Origin of the sequence: Chelatococcus caeni (genome assembly GCF_014196925.1) — a bacterium.
GTDB lineage: Bacteria > Pseudomonadota > Alphaproteobacteria > Rhizobiales > Beijerinckiaceae > Chelatococcus_A > Chelatococcus_A caeni.
Window position 1 is genome coordinate 44,276 of the sequence record NZ_JACIEN010000009.1, and the last position, 18,412, is coordinate 62,687.

14 protein-coding genes are annotated in these 18,412 nt (G+C 69.3%); 5 read left to right on the forward strand and 9 right to left on the reverse strand.

What is annotated here, in order from left to right:
• The first annotated feature begins 19 nt into the window (after positions 1-19).
• The 5 genes from GGR16_RS24310 (at position 20) to GGR16_RS24330 (ending at position 5,248) form a co-directional block, all read left to right on the forward strand.
• Positions 20-559, forward strand: a complete 540-nt coding sequence (locus tag GGR16_RS24310; RefSeq protein ID WP_157672229.1) for an invasion associated locus B family protein — start codon at positions 20-22, stop codon at positions 557-559.
• Positions 560-587: 28 nt separating this feature from the next.
• Positions 588-1,310, forward strand: a complete 723-nt coding sequence (locus GGR16_RS24315) for a hypothetical protein (RefSeq protein ID WP_019401773.1) — start codon at positions 588-590, stop codon at positions 1,308-1,310.
• A gap of 99 nt (positions 1,311-1,409) precedes the next feature.
• On the forward strand, positions 1,410-2,039 hold the full coding sequence (locus GGR16_RS24320) for an ankyrin repeat domain-containing protein (RefSeq protein ID WP_019401772.1): 630 nt from the start codon (positions 1,410-1,412) through the stop codon (positions 2,037-2,039).
• Entirely contained in the window at positions 2,036-2,524 is a 489-nt protein-coding gene (locus tag GGR16_RS24325; protein WP_183318686.1) for a nucleoside deaminase, read from the forward strand. The genes GGR16_RS24320 and GGR16_RS24325 overlap by 4 nt, the downstream gene beginning before the upstream one ends.
• An 84-nt stretch (positions 2,525-2,608) precedes the next feature.
• Positions 2,609-5,248, forward strand: coding sequence for a caspase family protein (locus tag GGR16_RS24330; RefSeq protein WP_183318688.1), 2,640 nt, complete (start codon positions 2,609-2,611; stop codon positions 5,246-5,248).
• A 654-nt stretch (positions 5,249-5,902) separates the two neighbouring features.
• Here the strand turns inward: GGR16_RS24330 and GGR16_RS24335 are convergent.
• The 9 genes from GGR16_RS24335 to GGR16_RS24375 form a co-directional block, all read right to left on the reverse strand.
• Positions 5,903-7,420 carry a caspase family protein gene (locus tag GGR16_RS24335; protein WP_183318690.1) on the reverse strand — a complete coding sequence of 506 codons (1,518 nt, stop codon included), beginning with the start codon at positions 7,418-7,420 and terminating at the stop codon, positions 5,903-5,905.
• 350 nt (positions 7,421-7,770) lie between these two features.
• A complete protein-coding gene (gene tssH, locus GGR16_RS24340; RefSeq protein WP_183318692.1) occupies positions 7,771-10,437 on the reverse strand; it encodes a type VI secretion system ATPase TssH in 2,667 nt (888 codons plus the stop codon).
• Positions 10,438-10,452: 15 nt separating this feature from the next.
• Complete coding sequence (tssG, locus tag GGR16_RS24345) at positions 10,453-11,547, reverse strand: type VI secretion system baseplate subunit TssG (protein ID WP_019401767.1); 1,095 nt, start codon at positions 11,545-11,547, stop codon at positions 10,453-10,455.
• Between the two features lie 16 nt (positions 11,548-11,563).
• On the reverse strand, positions 11,564-13,519 hold the full coding sequence (tssF, locus tag GGR16_RS24350; RefSeq protein WP_053193322.1) for a type VI secretion system baseplate subunit TssF: 1,956 nt from the start codon (positions 13,517-13,519) through the stop codon (positions 11,564-11,566).
• Between the two features lie 37 nt (positions 13,520-13,556).
• Entirely contained in the window at positions 13,557-14,105 is a 549-nt protein-coding gene (locus tag GGR16_RS24355) for a type VI secretion system baseplate subunit TssE (protein WP_246373299.1), read from the reverse strand.
• Between the two features lie 69 nt (positions 14,106-14,174).
• Positions 14,175-14,669, reverse strand: coding sequence for an Hcp family type VI secretion system effector (locus tag GGR16_RS24360; protein ID WP_019401825.1), 495 nt, complete (start codon positions 14,667-14,669; stop codon positions 14,175-14,177).
• Positions 14,670-14,782: 113 nt separating this feature from the next.
• Positions 14,783-16,294 carry a type VI secretion system contractile sheath large subunit gene (gene tssC / locus GGR16_RS24365; protein ID WP_183318694.1) on the reverse strand — a complete coding sequence of 504 codons (1,512 nt, stop codon included), beginning with the start codon at positions 16,292-16,294 and terminating at the stop codon, positions 14,783-14,785.
• Between the two features lie 12 nt (positions 16,295-16,306).
• Positions 16,307-16,846, reverse strand: coding sequence for a type VI secretion system contractile sheath small subunit (tssB, locus tag GGR16_RS24370; protein WP_183318696.1), 540 nt, complete (start codon positions 16,844-16,846; stop codon positions 16,307-16,309).
• A gap of 110 nt (positions 16,847-16,956) precedes the next feature.
• Positions 16,957-18,402, reverse strand: a complete 1,446-nt coding sequence (locus GGR16_RS24375) for a type VI secretion system ImpA family N-terminal domain-containing protein (protein ID WP_183318698.1) — start codon at positions 18,400-18,402, stop codon at positions 16,957-16,959.
• Positions 18,403-18,412 lie beyond the last annotated feature (10 nt).

Below are 18,412 nucleotides of genomic sequence, written 5' to 3' on the forward strand. Positions count from 1 at the left end.
ACGTTGCCGGAACCTGTCCATGTCGTTGCGTCTTGGGATCGCGGCCATGATGTTCGCCGCAGTGTCGACCGGCTTTGCCGGCGCCGCAGCCCAGGAGGCGGCGCTGCCCGGCGGCGCCACTTCCCTGCGCGAGGCGCATGGCGACTGGCTCGTCACCTGTGCCGTGAAGACCGGGGGCGGGAAGAAGACACGGGTCTGCGCCTTGTCGCAGGAGCAGTTCCATGCGCAAACGCGCCAGCGCGTGCTCGCCGTCGAGCTGAGGCCGGCGGGCGGCGGCGCCAGGGGCACCCTCGTGCTGCCCTTCGGGCTCCTGCTCGACAAGGGGGCCGCCTACCAGCTCGACGAGGGGCCGGCCGGCCCACAGCAGCGTTTCCGCACCTGCCTGCCGGCCGGCTGCCTGATCGAGGTCGATTTCGACGCCGCCACCGTCAAGGCGCTCAGGGGCGGCAAGGCGCTGCGCGTCAAGGCAACGACCGACGGCGGGGAGGAGACAAACCTGTCCCTTTCCCTGGCAGGCTTCGCCGGCGCCTATGATCGCACCGTCATACTCCTGAAGTAGGCGGCTGCCTCATGCCGGATGGCGACCCGTGAACTGGCCCGTTTCGCTCGCCATCGGCCTCGCGACGGCGATCTTCGCCGCATTCTACGGCTTTCTCGTCGCCCATGCGGCCGGGGAGTGGCTGCGCATTCCCGCCTTCGAGGGAACCTTCGGCTATTTCGTGGTCTTCTGCGCCCTCGTCGCGCTCGTGGCCGGCCTCATTATCGGCATTCTCGTCGGGCGCCTGTGGGCGGGCGGAGGCGGGTGGTGGACGCTCGTCCGCGCTGTCGTGGTGGCCGGTGCGCTCATCACGGCGTTGGGCGGCCTTGCCTGGCTCTCGGACCGTCGCGAGCCGCCGCTCAGGGCCCCGCTCGATCTCCTGCTCGACATCCGCGTGCCGGTGGCGCTCGTCGCCACCATGGCAGAACGGGGAGAACTGCCCTTCGTCATCCTCTACGGCGGCGAGACCTGGCGGCGCGGCGACATCACCGCGCAGGCGGGAAGCGGCGACGACGGCCGGGCCCTTCTTGCCGCGCGCGTGGAGATCCACAACGCGGCTGCCCGCCGGCAGATCGGCGTCTTCCTGCGCGTCGCGCCGGAGCAGTTCTTCGACCTGCCCTTGCCAGCGATGCCGCAGCCGTCAACCGCATGGAGCGACTGGCTCGGGGCGTCCCGCCTGCTCGACGGCTCCGCGCCGGCGCCCGAAGAGGCCTTTGCCCTGCGCTTCCGCGTGGTGCCGCGGCTGGCGGAGGCCGGTCCGTCGCAGCCGTGAAAACCGGCGCGCTACCGTTTGAGCTTACCAGGTCATGGCGGCTATGATGCCGGCAGGCTGGCCGGGATGCATGGCCTGCCTGCCGAAAGTGGGGGGACCGTGCGTAGGGTTGCCGTCATTTCCGTCGCCGGCCTCATGGCCATGGCCCTCCAGCTGATGCCGGCCATGGGACAATCGGTGAGCGAGTTTCCACTGCATGCGGCGGCGGCCGAGGGGAACGTCGCCGCAATCCGCGGGCTCCTGTCGCAGGGGGCTGCCGTCGATGCGCGTGATCGCAACGGCCGCACCGCGCTGCTGGTGGCGACCCATGCCAACCACATCGCGGCCGCGCAGGCGCTGATCGAGGCGGGCGCCGACGTCAATGCCAAGGACGACATCGAGGACAGCCCCTATCTCTATGCGGGCGCGCGCGGCCACCTCGAGATCCTGCGCATCACGCTCGCGCATGGTGCCGACCTCAGGAGCACCAACCGATACGGTGGCACGGCGCTCATCCCCGCGGCCGAGCGTGGCCATGTGGAGACCGTGCGCACGCTGCTCGAGGCCATCATCCTCGGCGACGGCGGCCAGTGTCATCAGCAGATCGTCCAGCTTCTGGTTGACGCCGGCGCCAGGGTCGATCTCGCAGACCGGGACGGCGTGACGCCCCGCGCGCATGCGCTGAGCCGCGACTACGCCGAGATCGAGCGGATCCTCGTCGCAGCAGGAGCCGAAGGGAGAAAGCCATGACGGCCCGGGAGCGGTTCCTCTGCGAGGCGATCGAGCTCGCCTATGCCAATGTCGCCAAGGGCGGGCGGCCCTTCGGCGCCGTCGTCGTCAGGGACGGCGAGGTCATCGCGACCGGCGTCAACGAGGTGGTGGCGACGCATGATCCGACGGCCCATGCGGAATTGCTCGCCCTCAGGGCGGCGGGGCGCCGGCTCGGCTCGGCCAATCTTCAGGGCTGCACCGTCTATGCCAGCGGCCATCCCTGCCCGATGTGCCTCGCCGCCATGCGCCTGTCCGGCGTCGGCGCGGTCGTCTACGCCTATTCGAACGAGGATGCCGCGCCTTACGGTCTGTCGACGGCGGCGATCTATGCCGATCTTGCGAGGCCCTTCGCCGAGCAGTCGATGACCATCGGCCATGATCCCATCCGCCTCGACGGGCGTCCGGACCTCTATGCGACCTGGCACCAGCGGCAGGAGAGGCAGGAAAGCCGCGGCGGAGGCTGACCGGCGCGCCTGTCGGTGCGGTAACACGCTTTCCTCCTTCACCCCGTGCGAGTAGAATTGGCGCACGATGAGAAGGGGGCTGCGGTGATCGCAAGCATTCTCTCGTTGCCTTTCTGCCGATTGTCGTATCGCCCTCGTCGCTCCGGGCGGGGCGCCCTTGCGACGTTCCTCAGCGCATGTCTGTGCGCTCTCGTCCTCGCCGCCGGCACCCTCTCATTCCCGGCACAGGCCGACACGCGCCGCGTCGCGCTCGTCATCGGCAATGCGCGTTACGCCGCCCTGCCATCCCTCCAGAACCCGGCCAACGAGGTCGAGGAGGTGACGACGACGCTGCGACGGGCGGGCTTCGACGTCATTGCCGGCATCGACCAGGACCGGCTGGCGCTGGAGGAGAGCATCAAGCGTTTCTTCCGTTCGCTCAACGGGGCGGATGTCGGGCTCTTCTACTATTCGGGCCACGCGGTGCAGTTGTCTGGCCGGAACTATGTGGTGCCGACGGACGCCACCTTGTCCACGGCCTACGACGTGGAGATCCAGACCGTCGATCTCGAGGCGATCCTCGACCAGATGCGGCGCACGGCGAAGACGCAGATCGTCTTTCTGGACGCCTGCCGCAACAATCCCTTCCGGGCCGAGCGCTATTGGGTGGCGGAGAAGCTGCAGCCGGTCGAGCAGCGCCAGGGCCTTGCCGACATCCGGCCCGGCATCGGCACCCTCATCTCGTTCTCGACCGAGCCGGGCAATGTCTCCTACGATGGCGAAGGGCCGCTCAGCCCCTTCACGCGTGCCTTCACCTCCCGCGCCCTGACGCCCAACCAGGAAATCCGCTCGCTCCTCACGGACGTGCGCCGCGACGTCATCAAGGCGACCGGCGGCCGGCAGGTGCCGTGGGAGAATTCCTCGCTGACCGACGCGTTCTATTTCATCTCGCGCGACGTGGCGCCGGTGGTCGCGCCGATGCAGCACGTGCAGCTCGCGGCCGGCAGCACGATCCGCGTCGGCATCCCCGAGCCGCAGACCTACCAGGAGGCGGACCTCAAGGTCTCCTTCGACCTTCTGCCGGAGCAGGGCCAGATCCTGCTCGACGGCGCGCCCGTCGCCGTCGCCGAGCCCTATCCGTCCTCCGCCCTCGGGCGGATCGCCTACCGCAGCGAGGGGGCAGCGCCCGGCTTCGTCGGCATTCTCGGCTACACGGTGTCCAACCGCTTCGAGCAGTCGAGCCGCGGGCTCGTTGCGCTCACCGTGACGGAAGCGACCGTCGCGCAGGCAGGAGTGCGCGATACGAAGACCGGGCCGACCCGCTCCGCCGAGGCCGACGACGGCGCCGTGATGGAGCGCTTCGCCAAGCGCCTCGCCGCGCACAAGGCGCGCGTGCCCATCGGTGTCGGCCCTGTACCGCTCGGCTTTCCCGCTTTCGAGGCGCCGACCGGTGCGGGCGAGCCCATCGTCTCGGTCGATGCCATCCCGCCGAAGGGCGTGTTGCGGCTCGACGGCAAGACGGTGCTCGCCGGGGCACGCATCGGCGCTTCGAGCCTCGCCCGCCTCGCCTACGAGCCGCAGATCGGCACGCAGGCCCAGGCCTTTTCGCTGACGCTCGGCCTGCCGACGGCGGCGGCGCGCGCGCCCCTGGCGGCGAAGGTCGCCGTCGAGCCGGTGCTGCATGCCTGCGATGTGCTGGCCGGAGAGCCGCTCGACCTTGCCGGTGTCACGGCCGGCGTCCTGCCCAACGAGGTCGACGGGCCGAAGGCGCTTGCCGCCTGCAACGAGGCGCGCCGCGACTATCCCCAGGTGACGCGCTTCCTCTACCAGCTCGGCCGCGCCCAATTGGCGAGCCGCGAGCTCGACGCCGCCTGGGCGAGCTTTGAGGAGAGCGCGGCGCGCGGCCATGTGCGCGCGCTCTACCAGCTCGGGTATCTGTACACGGTCAATGCCGGCCGGCCGATGGATCGCGCCAAGGCGAACGACTACTACAAGCGGGGCGCCGACCTGGGAGACCCCTACAGCGTCTACAATTACGGCCGGGCGCTCTTCTACGGCCGCGGCCTGCCGCAGGATGTGCCGGGTGGCCTTGCGATGCTGCTCAGGGCGGCCGAGATGGGCCACACCTATGCCATGAACGAGTTGGGCGCCATCTTCCTCTACGGCCGCAACATGTCGCCGGACGAGGGCCGGGGCGTCGCGTTCTACCGTGCCGGGGCGGCGCGCAAGGACATCTATTCCTTCAACAATCTCGGCCTTGCCTATCTCGGCGGCACCGGCGTGCCGAGGGATCCGAAGCGGGCCTATGATTTCTTCACGGCCGCCGCCAAGGACGGGCACCCGGCCGCGCCCTACAACATCGGCCGCATGTACCGCGACGGCATCTTCGTGAAGCGGGATGCGGCGGCGGCGGCGCGCTGGTTCGAGCAGGCCGCCGAGCGTGGCGACACCTGGGGCGCGTCGGCCCGGGGCGAGCTCGTTCTCAGCCGGTCGACGCCCCGCAACCAACAGATCGCCGCGCAGTTCTTCGCCCTCGCCGTGGCGCTCGACCGCACCAACGGCAATACGGCGGCGCGGGAGCGCCTCACGCAGCTTCCCGCCGAGGCCAAGACGGCCGCCGCCCGCGAATTCGCCCGTCAGCTCGGGCGCAGCTTCGACGCAGGTGGCGGCGCGCTCGACGACACCCTCGTCGCACTCGCCCGCGACGCCTGGCAGCAACGCAATCCCCGGGTCGATCTCTTCTGACGGAAAGGAAGACGCAGATGTCCCACGGTGCCACGACGAGCGTCGCTGTGGCGGCGTTGTTGCTGCTCGGCGCAACCTCCCTTCAGGGATGCATGACGCAGCCACGCCCCTATGACACGGCGATGGAGCCCCGCACCTCCCGCACGACGACGGCGGCACCGCGTGGAACGACCTCGCGGACACGCACGGCCCGTCCCACCACAACGACCGGCCCCAGCTATTTCACGCCGGGCGATTCCGGCAACAGTGGCGATAGCGGCGGAGGCTATGGTGACAGCGGGAGCGGCGCAGGCGGCGGGGGCGTGGGGGGCGGATCGGGAGGCGCCGGATCGGGAGGTGGCGGCGCAGGTGGCGGAGGCACCGGCGGCGGTAGCGGTGATGGCGACGCCGGCGGCGGCTGGGGTGGCTGAATGCTGCAGCCCGTAATTCGACCGCGAGCAGAAGCAAAGGCCAGCTAAGTGCAACACGTCCTGGCCGGGCTTGCCCCGGCCATCCACGCCTTTGACCCTGCGTACTGCTTCCACGGCGGGATGCCCGCGACGAGCGCGGGCATGACGGCCTCGAGGGACGGGCGGGCGCTCTCCAGCCCGCCTGACAAGCCGTTGCCGGCTGCTGACGCCGGGCCCTCACAGCCGGGCCAGGCGTCACCTGATCCTACCGATACCCGTAACTCGGCGAGGTCGGCATGGGCTGGCGCTGCGGCATCGGGCGATAGCCGCCGCCATCACCGCGCATGCGCGGGGGGCGTGGCCGGCTCATGCCGCCGAGGATGGCGCCGCCGATGATGTCGACCGCGATGGCCGGGCCGGGGTCATAGCTGCGCACGGGCCGCTCGACCCATACGGGCTCGGCGTAGTCGTCGACCGGCGCGCGGCGCGGCTTGGTCGTGGCCTTCTGCGTCTTCTTCGGTGCCGGCGCGGGCGTCGTCTTGGTCTTCGTGGGCTTGAGCGCGGGTGCCGGCGCGGGACATACGGCCGCCAGCTGCAGCCTTGCGCGTTCCGGCGCGGTGGCGGCGAGCCGCATGGCCGCCTCGGCGTGCGAGGAGCCGGGGAACAGGCGCAGATAAAGGGCGAAGGCGTCCTTGGTGCCGTCGCGCACGGCCTCGGCCCAGGCCATCTCCTCCTGCCGCAGCGTCAGGATGCGGTGCACGCGCAGCGCCAGCAGGTCGTCGGGATGGGCGGCGAGGAACAGGCGGTAGGCGTCCGGCGTGTCCCAGTAGAGGGCGCTACGGAAGGCTTCCGCCGCCGTGCGTCCGCCGAGGGCGGCGGTCGTGACCTGGGCGGCCCCCGTTGAGCCGGTGGTCTCGACCGTGTCCGCCGCCGTCTGCAGCGCACCCTCGAAGAAGCTGAACTGCGTCGTCAGCGACGAAGTCTCCCACGGAGTCTGCTGACCTCCCGTCGTTTCGTAGACGGCGAGGCGCACCTGGCGGAACAGCTGCTCCACCGGCAGGCCCGGCTCGCGCACCAGCTTGAGGAAGGCGGCCGCGAAGGGGCTGTGCTCGCCGGTGCCGTCGGCCGCCGTCGCCCCCGGGGAGGTCGAGAAGGCGACGAGGGTGCCGCCCTTCGATTCGATGCGCGCCAAGCCGGTCTCGCCTGGCGGGCCGGCATCGGCACCGTCGAGGAGCGTCAGCGCGAGGCCGCGCGCCCCGGTCGGGTTGACGAAGGGATTGTCGCGGCAGGAATCGAGGATGACGATCTTGGTGCGCGCCTTCGTGGCGTCGAGGCGCTTCAGGATGTCGGTGAGCGAGACCGACTGGCCCGGTACGTCGGCATCGGTGCGGGGCTTGACGTCGATCGGCAAGAGGTAGTTCGTGCCGGTGAGCTGGACGGCGTGGCCGGCATAGAAGACGACGGCCGCCGCATCCTCGCCCGCCGCCTCGACCTTCTTGGCGAAGGCATCGAGCGTCGCCTGGAAGGCGGGCAGGGTGGCATCGGCGAGATGGACGACGTCGAAGCCCGCCTCCGTCAGTGCATCGCGTGTCGCCGCCGCGTCCCGCATCGGGTTCGGCAGCGCGGGGATCGCCTCGTAGGACGCGTTGCCGACGACCAGAGCGACGCGCTTGGCGGCTTCCGCTGGCCATGGGGCGAGGATGACTGCAACGACGGCGGCGGCAAGCCAGTTCATGAGATGGCCCGGCCGCATCGGCCGGGGAGCCACGGCTGGACTGGTCATGGAAATACCCTCCTCAGCCTGCGAGACGGCGTCTCGCGCGCGCACCGGGCATCTCTTCACAGGCGGCAGGCTGTCGGCCTCGTCTCTTCCGGGCGATTTCGCCGCGCAGGCTGCCGCGCCTGCCTGCCGGTGCAGTCCGACGTTAGGCGGGTCTTTCGCCAGCTGCCGTGAGGCGGCGCACATGCCGGCCCGCCGACCGTTCCCGCCGGCTTCCGTGCCATCAGCCCTCTTCGTGCTGTTGCGCACCGCTGCCGGTCTCTTCCTCAGGCATTCTACGCCTGTCTCGACCAGAAGACACGACTTTCGCCCCTCCGCTTCCCATGGTGGAGGGGCTTTCTTTTGCTCGTTCATCAGCGCCAGGCATAGGCGAAGGCGCCATCCTCGATGAAGACCCGGGCCTCTTCGACCTCTCCCTTGCCAAGGGAGCGCTTCAGGAACTCGCGCGAGAGGGCGGGCAGCAGCGTGTTGGTGATGACGTTGTCGATCATGCGCCCGCCGGATTCCGGGTCGCGGCACAAAGCGACGATATGGTCCACCACCTGATCGTCATAGACGAAGGCGGCGCCGTGGGCCTCGTCGATGCGCCTCGCGATGCGGCCGAGCTGCAGGCGCACGATGCCGGCGAGCACCTCCTGCGACAGCGGCAGGTAGGGAATGGTGACGATGCGGCCGAGCAGCGCCGCCGGGAAGACGCGCAGCAGCTCCGGTCTGAGGGCGGCGGCAAGGGCTTCCGGATTGCCGGCATAGCCCGGGTCCTGGCCGAGTTCCATGATCACCTCCGTGCCGACATTGGAGGTGAGGAGGATGAGCGTGTTGCGGAAGTCGATGCGCCGGCCCGTGCCGTCCTCCATCTGGCCCTTGTCGAAGACCTGGAAGAAGATCTCGTGCACGTCCGGGTGGGCCTTTTCCACCTCGTCGAGCAGGATGACGCTGTAGGGCTTGCGCCGCACGGCCTCCGTCAGCCGCCCGCCCTCGCCGTAGCCGACATAGCCGGGCGGCGCGCCTTTAAGGGTCGAGACCGTGTGCGCCTCCTGGAACTCGGACATGTTGATGGTGATGACGTTCTGCTCGCCGCCGTAGAGCGCCTCGGCGAGCGCCAGCGCCGTCTCCGTCTTGCCGACGCCGGAGGGTCCGCAGAGCATGAAGACGCCGATGGGCTTGTTCGGATTGTCGAGCCGCGCGCGGTTGGTCTCGATGCGCTTGGCGATGATCTCGAGCCCGTGCGACTGGCCGATGACGCGCCGGTTGAGGATATCCGGCAGCGCCAGCACGGTCTCGATCTCGTCGCGCACCATGCGGCCGACGGGTATGCCCGTCCAGTCCGAGACGACGGAGGCGACGGCCGCCTCGTCGACATGGGCGTAGATCTTGCGCGCCTCGGCTTCCATGGCATCGAGCGCGGCAAATTTCTCCCGAAGCGCGATGCGCGTCGCCTCGGCATCGGTCTCTGTCTCAACCTCCGTTTCCCCCTCCCCCTTCGGCGCGGCGAGCTTGTCGCGCAGGGCGCGGATTTCGGCGACGATCGCCTGTTCCGCCTGCCATTCCTCCTCGAGGCGGGCGAGCTTTTCGGTGAGCGCGCCGATCTCGGTATCGATTGCGCCAATACGCGCCTCGTCGGCGGTGCCGAGGTCGCGCTCGGTGATGAGGCCTGCCTTCTCCTTCTCCCGCGCCGCGATGGCGACGCGCGTGTCCTCGATCGTCGCGGGCGTCGCGTTCTGGCTGATGGCGACGCGGGCCGAGGCCGTGTCGAGCAGGCTCACGGCCTTGTCCGGCAATTGCCGGGCGGGGATGTAGCGATGCGACAGCTCGACGGCGGCGACGATGGCCGCGTCCGAGATGCGCACGCCGTGGTGCTTCTCCATGGGGGCGAGGATGCCGCGCAGCATGTCGCAGCAGCGCTGAACGTCGGGCTCGTCGATCTGGATCGGCTGGAAACGGCGGGTCAGCGCCGGGTCCTTTTCGAAGTATTGCCGATACTCCGCCCAGGTCGTGGCCGCGATGGTGCGCAGCGTGCCGCGAGCCAAGGCGGGCTTCAGCAGATTGGCGGCATCGCCCGTGCCGGCCGCGCCACCGGCGCCGATGAGGGTGTGCGCCTCGTCGATGAAGAGGATGATGGGCTGCGGTGAACTCTGCACCTCGTCGATGACCGAGCGCAGGCGCTGCTCGAACTCCCCCTTCATGGAGGCGCCGGCCTGCATCAGGCCGATGTCGAGGGCGCACAGGCGCACGCCGCGCAAGGGCGGCGGCACGTCGTCGGCGGCGATGCGCTGGGCGAAGCCCTCGACCACCGCCGTCTTGCCGACGCCGGCCTCGCCGGTGAGGATCGGGTTGTTCTGGCGCCGGCGCATGAGCACGTCGACGATCTGGCGGATCTCCTCGTCGCGGCCGACGATCGGGTCCATCTCCCCCGAGCGCGCCTTCGCCGTGAGGTCGTGCGAGAAGCGGTCGAGCGCCGTGGTGCCGGCCTGCCCCGCCACGGCTTCCGCCCCCGGCGTGCCGGCGGCCCTGAGGCCCGCCCCGTCGAGCGGGCGCAGGTTCTCCTCCTCGGAGCCGGCCCAGATGGCGCGATATTCGCTCGCCAGCTGATCGACCGGGATCTTGCCGAACTCGCGCGAGGCGCTCGTCAGGGCGCGGCGCAGTTCGAGCGACTTCAGCGCGCCGACGAGGATATGGCCCGTGCGGATCTGCGTCTCGCCGAAGAAGAGGGTAGCGTAGTGCCAGCCGCGGTCGAGCGCATCGATGACGGCGTTGGAGACGCCCGGCATCTCGGTTTCGTTCTTGGCGAAGCCCTCGACGACATGGCCGATGTCGGCGAGCAGCCGACCGCGGTCGAGGCCGAAATGGTCGACGGTCAGGGTGATGTCGGCCGCGTCGTGCTGCAGGATGTGGAACAGCCAGTGCGCCAGCTCGACATGGCGATTGCCGGCGCCCTTGGCGTGGCGCAGCGCCTGGATGAAGGTCTCGTATCCGATGCGGTTCAGCTTGCCGGTGACTGCTTCGAGCGAGATGTCGGCCATGGATCGCCCCCTTTGCTATCGGGCGTTGGTTTCGCGTGCGCGCCGCAGACGCTCGGCGGGGTGGAAGCGCGCATCCCGCCGCATTGTTTCGTCCGTCGCGGCCCAGTTCGGGGCCATCCAGCTCGTCCAGCCGAGCTCGCCGGAGCGGCCGAGGCGTACCGGCTCGACGCGGCCGGCGGGCAGGGCGAGTTCCACGTCCCAGTCGAGTTCTTCGCCGAGGACGTGGAACACCGCATCCGCCAGCATGGCCGAGCGGTCCCCGCTCGGCAGGAAGCGGCGGTAGTCGGCGAGGCTCGCCGTGAACAGGCGGATGCGGAACTTGTCCTCCACGCTGAAGACGCTGGCGCCGAGCAATGCGTCCACACCGAGGCCGCAGTGCTGCCGGCCGAGATGGGTGCGCTCGTCCTTCTGGAAGACGAGGCGCGAGCCGACGAACTCCTCGATCTCCACCTCGGTGCCGAAGAGGCCGGCGAGGAAGCTGCGCAGCCGCGAAGCCGAGCGCGCCTGGGGCGCAAGGAGCCCGGCGAAGGCGAGCTTCTCGGCATCCGGCACCGTGTCGCGCCCGCGCATGTGCGGGGAGGCGATGCCGACGGCCGCGCCGATATAGGCGCCGAAACGGTCGAGATCGGGCCGGTCGTGCTGTGCGACGGGCCGTGCGTCGGCCCAGGCGCGGAAGAAGAGCTGCAGGAAGCGGTGGTTGAAGATGTCGAGGAAGCGCGGAAAGGCGTCGTCATGCGCCAGGTGCCAGGCGTGGGCCTCCTCGGTGGTGGCGAGCGGCAGGGCGCCCTGCGGGCCGAGCAGGCCGAGGAACTTCACGAAGAGCCGCACGCGCTCGCGGCTGTCGCGGTCCGCGCGGGCGAGCGTCGAGGCGGGGAAGTCGAGGTAGGGATCCTCGCCGAGCGCGACGTAGTCGTCGCGGCGGGTGGCGCTGTCGCCGATGCGCGGGCGCCCGGGATGGCTGCGCTCGAGATGCCGCAGGACCGTGAAGAAGTCGAAGCGCCAGGGCTCGCGCCGAAGAGCGTCGAGGAAGCGGTCCGGTGTCGCGCCGGTGTCTTCCGCAGCCGGCAGTTCGGCGGCGTCGGCCATGGCGATGCGCGCATCCTCGTTCACGGCGGGCCCCCGGCGGTCACAGCAGCCTCCTCGATCCGGCGCGCGGCGGGCCGCGCAGGATCTCGCCGCGCTCGGTCGAGCGGATCACCGTCTCGGTGAAATGGTTGAGCGTGACATATTCGGCGAAGAAGCGGTCGAGCACCGTGCCGAGCAGGAAGGCGCCGCTGCCTTCGAAGGCCTTCTCGTCGAGGGTGACCGTGATCTCGAGGCCGCGTGCGGCACCGGTGCCGGCGCGCTCGCGCAGCCGCCGCACAACCGGCCGGCTGCTCAGCGAGCGGATGCCGCGCAGCTTGCGCTCTGTGGCGCTGTCGGAGAGATCCGCGAAGAGCGACAGGATCTCGCGCAGCGCCTCGGCATTCTGGCCGGCGCCGTGGCGGACGAGGCCGAGGTGGTTGAGGCTGAGCATGTCTATGAGCCGCCAGGCGACCGTGCCGGTGGAGGCGCTCTCCCCGCGGCTCTGCCGGTGGGAGACGACGGGCTCGCGCGGCGGCGTCGGCCCGGCGATGCAGAAGACGTCGAGTGCCACGTTGTCGATGAGCCGGAAGTCCGCCCCGCCTTCCCCGATGGGCAGATGCTCCGGCAGGTGGCGGTTGGAGCACAGGGCCCGCACGCTGAGCTCGGCGATCGCCTCCCCGTCCTCCATGTCTGCCGGCTGGGTGAGCGCGATGAAGACGTCGGTGCCCGTGTAATCCGAGGCGGCGCCCCAGCGCCGCTCCTCGGCGGAGCGGCGGCGCGGCAGGCGGCGGACGGTGTAGAACGGCCCGCCGGGATGACCCGCCGCCGCGGCGGAATAGAGCGGCCGCACGGGCACCTTCTCGCGCCCGCCGGTGTAATGGGCGTGCACCTCGAGGATGCGGTGCGGCTCGTAGTCGAGGTTGCGGCTCCGGTCCGGCACGACGTGATATTCGTGCTGGTTCGGCCGGACGGGAATACGCTCCGTCGTCTTCTCGAACAGGTTGATCGCCGGCACCGCATAGAGGGCGAACATCCCGGGCTCCACCGCCGCCGGAAGGCGCGCGTGCGCCTCGTCGAAGGCGAAGAGGATGTCGAGCGACTTGGCCTTGACCTGCGGCAGCACCTCGGCGAGCCGCTTCAGCCGGAAACCGAGGAACTTGCGGGGGAAGAGGAAATATTCGCGCAGCAGCTCGAAGCCGCGGAAGATGCGCTTGTCCTGCGGCAGGAGCGCCTCGTCCTCGCCGAAGCCGACCGCCTCGATGATGTCGGCCGGCATCGGGATGACGACGGGATCTCCATAGGTGTCGAGATAGCGGAAATAGACCCCGTTGCAGTGGGCGAAGAGCTGCTCGTAGAGCGCGATCGCATCGGCCTCGGCGCCGAGGATGTGGACCGGAAGATCCGTCGTGCGGCAGCCGGCGAACCATCCCGTGGGCTCCCTGGCATCCTTGTCGGCCGGCTCGTCGTCCCGCCGCGCGGCGAGGCGGTGGGTGAGGGTGAGCCGCAGGCCCGCCGCCACGTCGGGCCCGATGGCGGCGCCGAGCGCCTGGAGGCTCGCGGGATTGGCGATGTATTCGGCCGCCGCCACGTCGAAGGGCCACAGCGTCACGTCGGCGGCGAGCCGGTAGCGGCAGGTCACGCGCCGGTCGCGCTCGCGATAGGTTGCGTCAAGGCTGGCGCCGCGGCGAATGCGGCTGCCGTCGCGCAGGGCAGGGTCGGAATAGGGCGGCACGATCTTCGCCAGCATCGCCGAGGGCGTCGGGGCGAGATAGTTCGGGACGAGCTGTTCGATGAGGTTGTTGGTGAATTCCGGGAACTCGTGCTTGAGCTTCAGCTGTACGCGGGCGGCGAGGAAGGCCGCGCCTTCGAGGAGGCCGGCGACCATGGGGTCCATGCGCTCGGCGACGAGCCCGCCGAGGCGCTCGGCGATGCCGGGATATTCCTCGGCGAATTCGCGCGCATGCTCGTTGAGGAGCTGCAGCTCGCGATTGTAGAGATCGAGGAATTCCCTGTTCATCGGCGGCCGGTTCCTTTCCGGTCGTCCTGTCGCAGCCTCAGCGGCGGGCGACGACCACCTTGCCGGTGTCGAGCTCGACATCGGCGACGAATTCGACGGGGATAGCGAGGGGCTCGCAATCGAGCTCGGCCCTGATGAGGAAGCGCACCCGCAACGCTGCGGCATCGACGCTGTCGTCGCGCACGACGGCGAGGGCTTCGCGCGCAAGGCGCGGCTCGAAGCGGGCGAGCGCCTCGGCGATCTCCGTTCCGATGCCGCCGACGGAGAACTCGTCGATGGAACGGTGCACGAGGTCCGGCCGGCCGTAGTTGAGGATCGAGCGGCGCACCTGCTCGGCGGTGCCGAGGGGCAGCGAGGAGGCGAGATCGACCGTGTTGAGGAGCAGCTCGAGGTCGCGGATCACTTCCTGCTTGAGCCTGGGTTCGGTGATGGCGAGGCGAGGAGCGGCGCGCCGGCCGGCGATGATGCGCTCGCCCGCCTCGTCCCTCAAGTCGAGCTTCTTGCGTGCATCACGGGCCGCATGCGCCTCGCGGAAAGCGTACATGAGCGGCGGGCGCAGCCTATCCTTGGTAGTCGTACTCCCCATGGCCGTCCGGCCTCCGTCGCCTCGATGCGGCCGCGGCGCCACGTGGGGCGGCGCCGCGGCCCTGGCCGGTTAGGCCTTGACGCCCTTCTTCACGTCCCAGCCGAACTCGACCGGGCCGCCGAGGTTGCCCTCGCGCGTCTGCGGCTTGTAGACCATCTTGATCTTGGCGAAGTTCAGCGACATCTGCTCGGTGGGCACGATGTCGGAACCGCCGCCGTCATGCCCGGAGCTGTTGATCGACGAGATCAGGATGTCCTCGAGCTCGTAGGTGAGATACGGCTCCTGCTTGCCGCCCGCCTTGCGGATCGTCAGCTTTCCCTTCGGGATGTGCTTGCCCTCGGCGCATTTGAGATAGAGCGTCGGGCTGGCGTTGTTCACCCGCATGGTGACGTGCAGGTCCTGGAACTGCACCTTGCCCGCGCCGGAGCCGCCGCCGTAGTGGCCGGCACCTGACTGGCTGGCGCCCCAGGAGAAGGACAGGATGTCGATTTCATCCTTGTGCTTCTCGTCCTGCGACTCGCCCTTCACACCTTCCAACTTGAGGAAGTAGTCAGCCGTTGCCATGGTAGTTCTCCAATGATTGCCTCTGGCCTGAACTCGACCTTGGACACTGGAGCCGAATTGCCACGTCCATCGTCATCGGATGGCGTCGGGCGGCCCTTCTGCGGCGTCGGTCCTCACTGGTTCGTCGGCGCCGGCAGGCGCGACACCAGGCTCAGGCCGACGTCCATGCCCTCGAGCTGGTAGTGCGGCCTGAGATAGAATTTCGCCGAGTAATAACCTGGGTTTTCCTCGTTCTCGAAGATGTCGATCCGCGCATCGGCCAGCGGTCGCCGCGCTTTCGTCTCCTCCGTCGAGTTGAGCGGATCACCATCCACATACTCGAAGATCCAGTCCTGCAGCCACTTCTTGAGCTGGTCCTTCTCCTTCATGGAACCGATCTTGTCGCGCACCATGCACTTCAGGTAGTGCGCGAAGCGCGAGACGGCGAACATGTAGGGCAGGCGGGCCGAGAGGTTGTCGGAGGCCGTGGCCTCCACCCCGTTGGGCCCGAAATAGGTCTTCGGCTTGTAGAGCGACTGGGCGCCGATGAAGGCCGCCTTGTCGGTGTTCTTGCGGTGGATGAGCGGAATGAGGCCCGCCTTGGCGAGTTCGGCCTCGCGCCGGTCGGAGATGGCGATCTCCGTCGGGCATTTGAGGTCGACCCCGCCGTCGTCCGTCGGGAAGGTGTGGGTGGGCAGGTTGATGACCTCGCCGCCCGACTGGACGCCGCGGATGCGCGTGCACCAGCCGAATTCCTTGTAGGCGCGGTTGATGTTGACCGCCATGGCATAGGCGGCGTTCATCCAAGCGTATTTCTCGCCCTTGTGCCCGTCCGTCTCCTCCTCGAAGGCGAATTCCTCGACCGGCTCGGACTTGGCGCCGTAGGGCAGGCGCGACAGAACGCGCGGCAGGCAGAGCCCGACATAGCGCGCATCGGGGGAATCGCGCAGCGACTTCCAGGCCGCATAGTCCGGCGTGTCGAAGATCTTGCCGAGATCGCGCGGGTTGGCGAGCTCCGTCCAGGCGTCCATGCCGAGCAGCGTCGGATCGGCGCCCGTGAAGAAGGGCGTATGGGCCGCCCCCGCGATCTTGCTGAGATCGCGCAGCAGCTGCACGTCCGTCGGCGTGTGGCTGAAGTGATAGTCGCCGATGAGGCAGCCGTATGGCTCGCCGCCGAGCTGGCCGAACTCGTGCTCGTACACCTTCTTGAACAGCGGGCTCTGGTCCCAGCGGGCGCCGGGGAAGAGGCGCAGGTTGCGGTAGATCTCGTTCTTCGAGATGTTCATCACCCTGATCTTCAGGGACGAATCCGTCTCGGAGTTGAAGACGAGATAGTTGAGGCCGCGCCAGGCGCTCTCGATCTGCTGGAATTCCGGCGCATGCAGGATCTCGTTCATCTGCGCCGTCAGCTTCTCGTCGATGCGCGCGATCATGCTCTCGATGGTGTCGAGCACGTCCTCCTGGATCACGCTGGTATCGGCGAGGGCCTGCTGCACGAGCGTCGCGACGGCATTCTCGACTTCCGTCGCCGCCCGCTCGGTGCGTGGCTTGAAGTTCTGCTTGAGGATCGAAGCGAATTCATCGGCATCGCGCGTCTGTACGACGGCTTCGTTCGCCTGCCGTTCGGGTCCAGCTGCTGTGGCCATGGCACCCTCGCCTTACTCTTGCGCTTCGCTCTTTGCTGCCTCGCTTCCGGGCGGCTCGGCGAGCCGCTCCTTGAGGGCGAGCATCAGCTGCGGATCGGCCAGAAGGGCCTTGATCTGATCGCTCGCCGCGACCTTCCCGTCCATGTAGCGCAGGAGGTTGGCGAGCTGCTCGCGCGCTTCGAGGAGCCTGGCGAGCGCCGGCACCTGCCGCGCGACGGCGGCGGGGCCGAAGTCTTCCATCTTGCGGAAGCGCAGGTTGACGGAGAGCTTCTCGCCCTCCTCGGTGCCGAGCCTGTTGGTGACCTTGAAGGACACGCCCGGCTCGATCGCCGCCATGCGCTGGTCGAAATTGTCCATGTCGACGTCGAGGAAGTTCCTGTCCGCGACGTCGGGCTTTTCCACCCCGGCGTCGTTGCCGGAGAGATCCGCCATGACGCCCATGACGAAGGGCAGCTCGATCTGCCGCTCGGCGTCGTAGGGATCCTCGTAGGAGATGTGCACGCGTGGCGCGCGGTTGCGACGAATGAACTTCTGTCCGGAGTCTGCAGCCATCGGATATCCCCTCCTGCGCGTCAGCGCGTCCGTCAGGGCGCAACTACTCGGATTGCCCGCGGGCAATTCGACGAACCAAGAAGAGCGACGTCGTTTTCACAAGCACGACCTCAGTCTTCGGTATCGGATGACCTTAGCTGATCCGATAGTACATCTTTTAGCAGACCGAGGAAATCGCGCTGTGCGAGCCCGCACGCGCGATCCGTCAGGAGCGGAATGGGGCTCGACGGCTCGGCGGTGCGGTAGTAGGCGCCGACCGCCTCGATGAGCGTGAGCGCCTCGCGCCGGCTCGTTGCCGCCGGGTGCGGCCGCGGCCCGCCGGCGTCGTTCACAGGAGAGGATGTTCCGGGAAACGCAACGACTTGCGCCCCCTCCGCGTCGTCTCCGCGGTCCTCGTCGTCCCGCTCCTGCGGCGGCACGTCCTCCTGCGGATTCCCGCCGTCGGGCACGAGGCCGGCGAGGCGCTCCAGCGGCAGCTCGAAGACCTGGTGGCTGCCGATGTTGAAGGCTGCCCGGTCGGCGAGGTCCGGCATCAGGATGCGCACCACCTCGGCGAAGGACTTGCCGATCAGTTCCTGGGCGAGGCCGACGAGGAGGATAGCCGGGTTCGACGGCTCCGCGCGGCGGAAATAGGCGGCGGCGGCCGCGAGGGCGGCTGCGGCGGCCTGCGGCGAGGTGATGGTCCCGGCCGCCGGGCGGGGGGACGCGGCCGGCCGCGATGTTTCGGAGAGCATGCCATCGGAGGGCATGGAATCGTGCGGCTCGGCGGGCGGGGCCGACCGCGCATCGGGATCCCGCCGGGCCACGGCCTCGTCGAGAAGCTTGAACATGGCGTCTGCCAGAGGCGACAGCCGCTCGAAGCTCACCGCCTCCGCCGCCCCCGCATTCTCGAGCGTCGCGAGGCGGATGCCCGCGAGTGCCGCCCGCAGGGTGGCAAGGGCATCGCGGGTCGCGACGAGATCGGGCAGCGGCGTCTCGCTGAAGGCGGCCTCGATCGCGGCGGCGCCGGGCGCGTCCTCGCCCTCGCGCGGCTCGGCGGCGCCGCTCGCGACGAGATGGCCGCGATAGCTGACGGCGCCGAAGCGCCGGCTGTGGGCGATCGGCACGTGCTGGAGCGGCATGACCACCGTCGGCATGTCGTCGAGGGTCTGCAGCGCCGCGCAGCGCATCGTGAAGTCACCGTCTTCCCCGGCGGGATGGACGTCGCCCCAGCGCTCGGCCAGGAGGGCTGCGATGGCGGAGAGACAGCCGGAGAAGCGGCCGAGATCGCGATTGAGGACGAGGAGCTTGGCGAGCAGCACGAGAAGGCGCAGGTCGCGCGTGCTCGCGAGCAGGCCGCCGAGCCCGGCGACCTCCGCCGGGATGTCGATGCTCGTCCTGTCGAAGGGCACGAGCCGCCCCTCGGCGTCATGGCTGAGGAAGGAGGCCGGCAGCAGGCCCTCGACGCGGGCGACGAAGTGCATGTAGTCGGCGTCGCCCGCGAGCTCAAGGTCCGGCCCGCAGGGCTCATCCTGCGAGACGGGGGTGGTGAGGGCGGCGAAGTCGATCTCCGGCATCGGCGGGTGA

Excerpts from the sequence above, each read along its gene's own strand:
- GGR16_RS24310 (WP_157672229.1), top strand. The coding sequence starts at position 20 with ATGTCGTTGCGTCTTGGGATCGCGGCCATGATGTTCGCCGCAGTGTCG.
- GGR16_RS24325 (WP_183318686.1), top strand. The coding sequence starts at position 2,036 with ATGACGGCCCGGGAGCGGTTCCTCTGCGAGGCGATCGAGCTCGCCTAT.
- GGR16_RS24335 (WP_183318690.1), bottom strand. The coding sequence starts at position 7,420 with ATGACCAGTCCAGCCGTGGCTCCCCGGCCGATGCGGCCGGGCCATCTC.
- tssH (WP_183318692.1), bottom strand. The coding sequence starts at position 10,437 with ATGGCCGACATCTCGCTCGAAGCAGTCACCGGCAAGCTGAACCGCATC.
- tssF (WP_053193322.1), bottom strand. The coding sequence starts at position 13,519 with ATGAACAGGGAATTCCTCGATCTCTACAATCGCGAGCTGCAGCTCCTC.
- GGR16_RS24355 (WP_246373299.1), bottom strand. The coding sequence starts at position 14,105 with ATGGGGAGTACGACTACCAAGGATAGGCTGCGCCCGCCGCTCATGTAC.
- GGR16_RS24360 (WP_019401825.1), bottom strand. The coding sequence starts at position 14,669 with ATGGCAACGGCTGACTACTTCCTCAAGTTGGAAGGTGTGAAGGGCGAG.
- tssC (WP_183318694.1), bottom strand. The coding sequence starts at position 16,294 with ATGGCCACAGCAGCTGGACCCGAACGGCAGGCGAACGAAGCCGTCGTA.
- tssB (WP_183318696.1), bottom strand. The coding sequence starts at position 16,846 with ATGGCTGCAGACTCCGGACAGAAGTTCATTCGTCGCAACCGCGCGCCA.
- GGR16_RS24375 (WP_183318698.1), bottom strand. The coding sequence starts at position 18,402 with ATGCCGGAGATCGACTTCGCCGCCCTCACCACCCCCGTCTCGCAGGAT.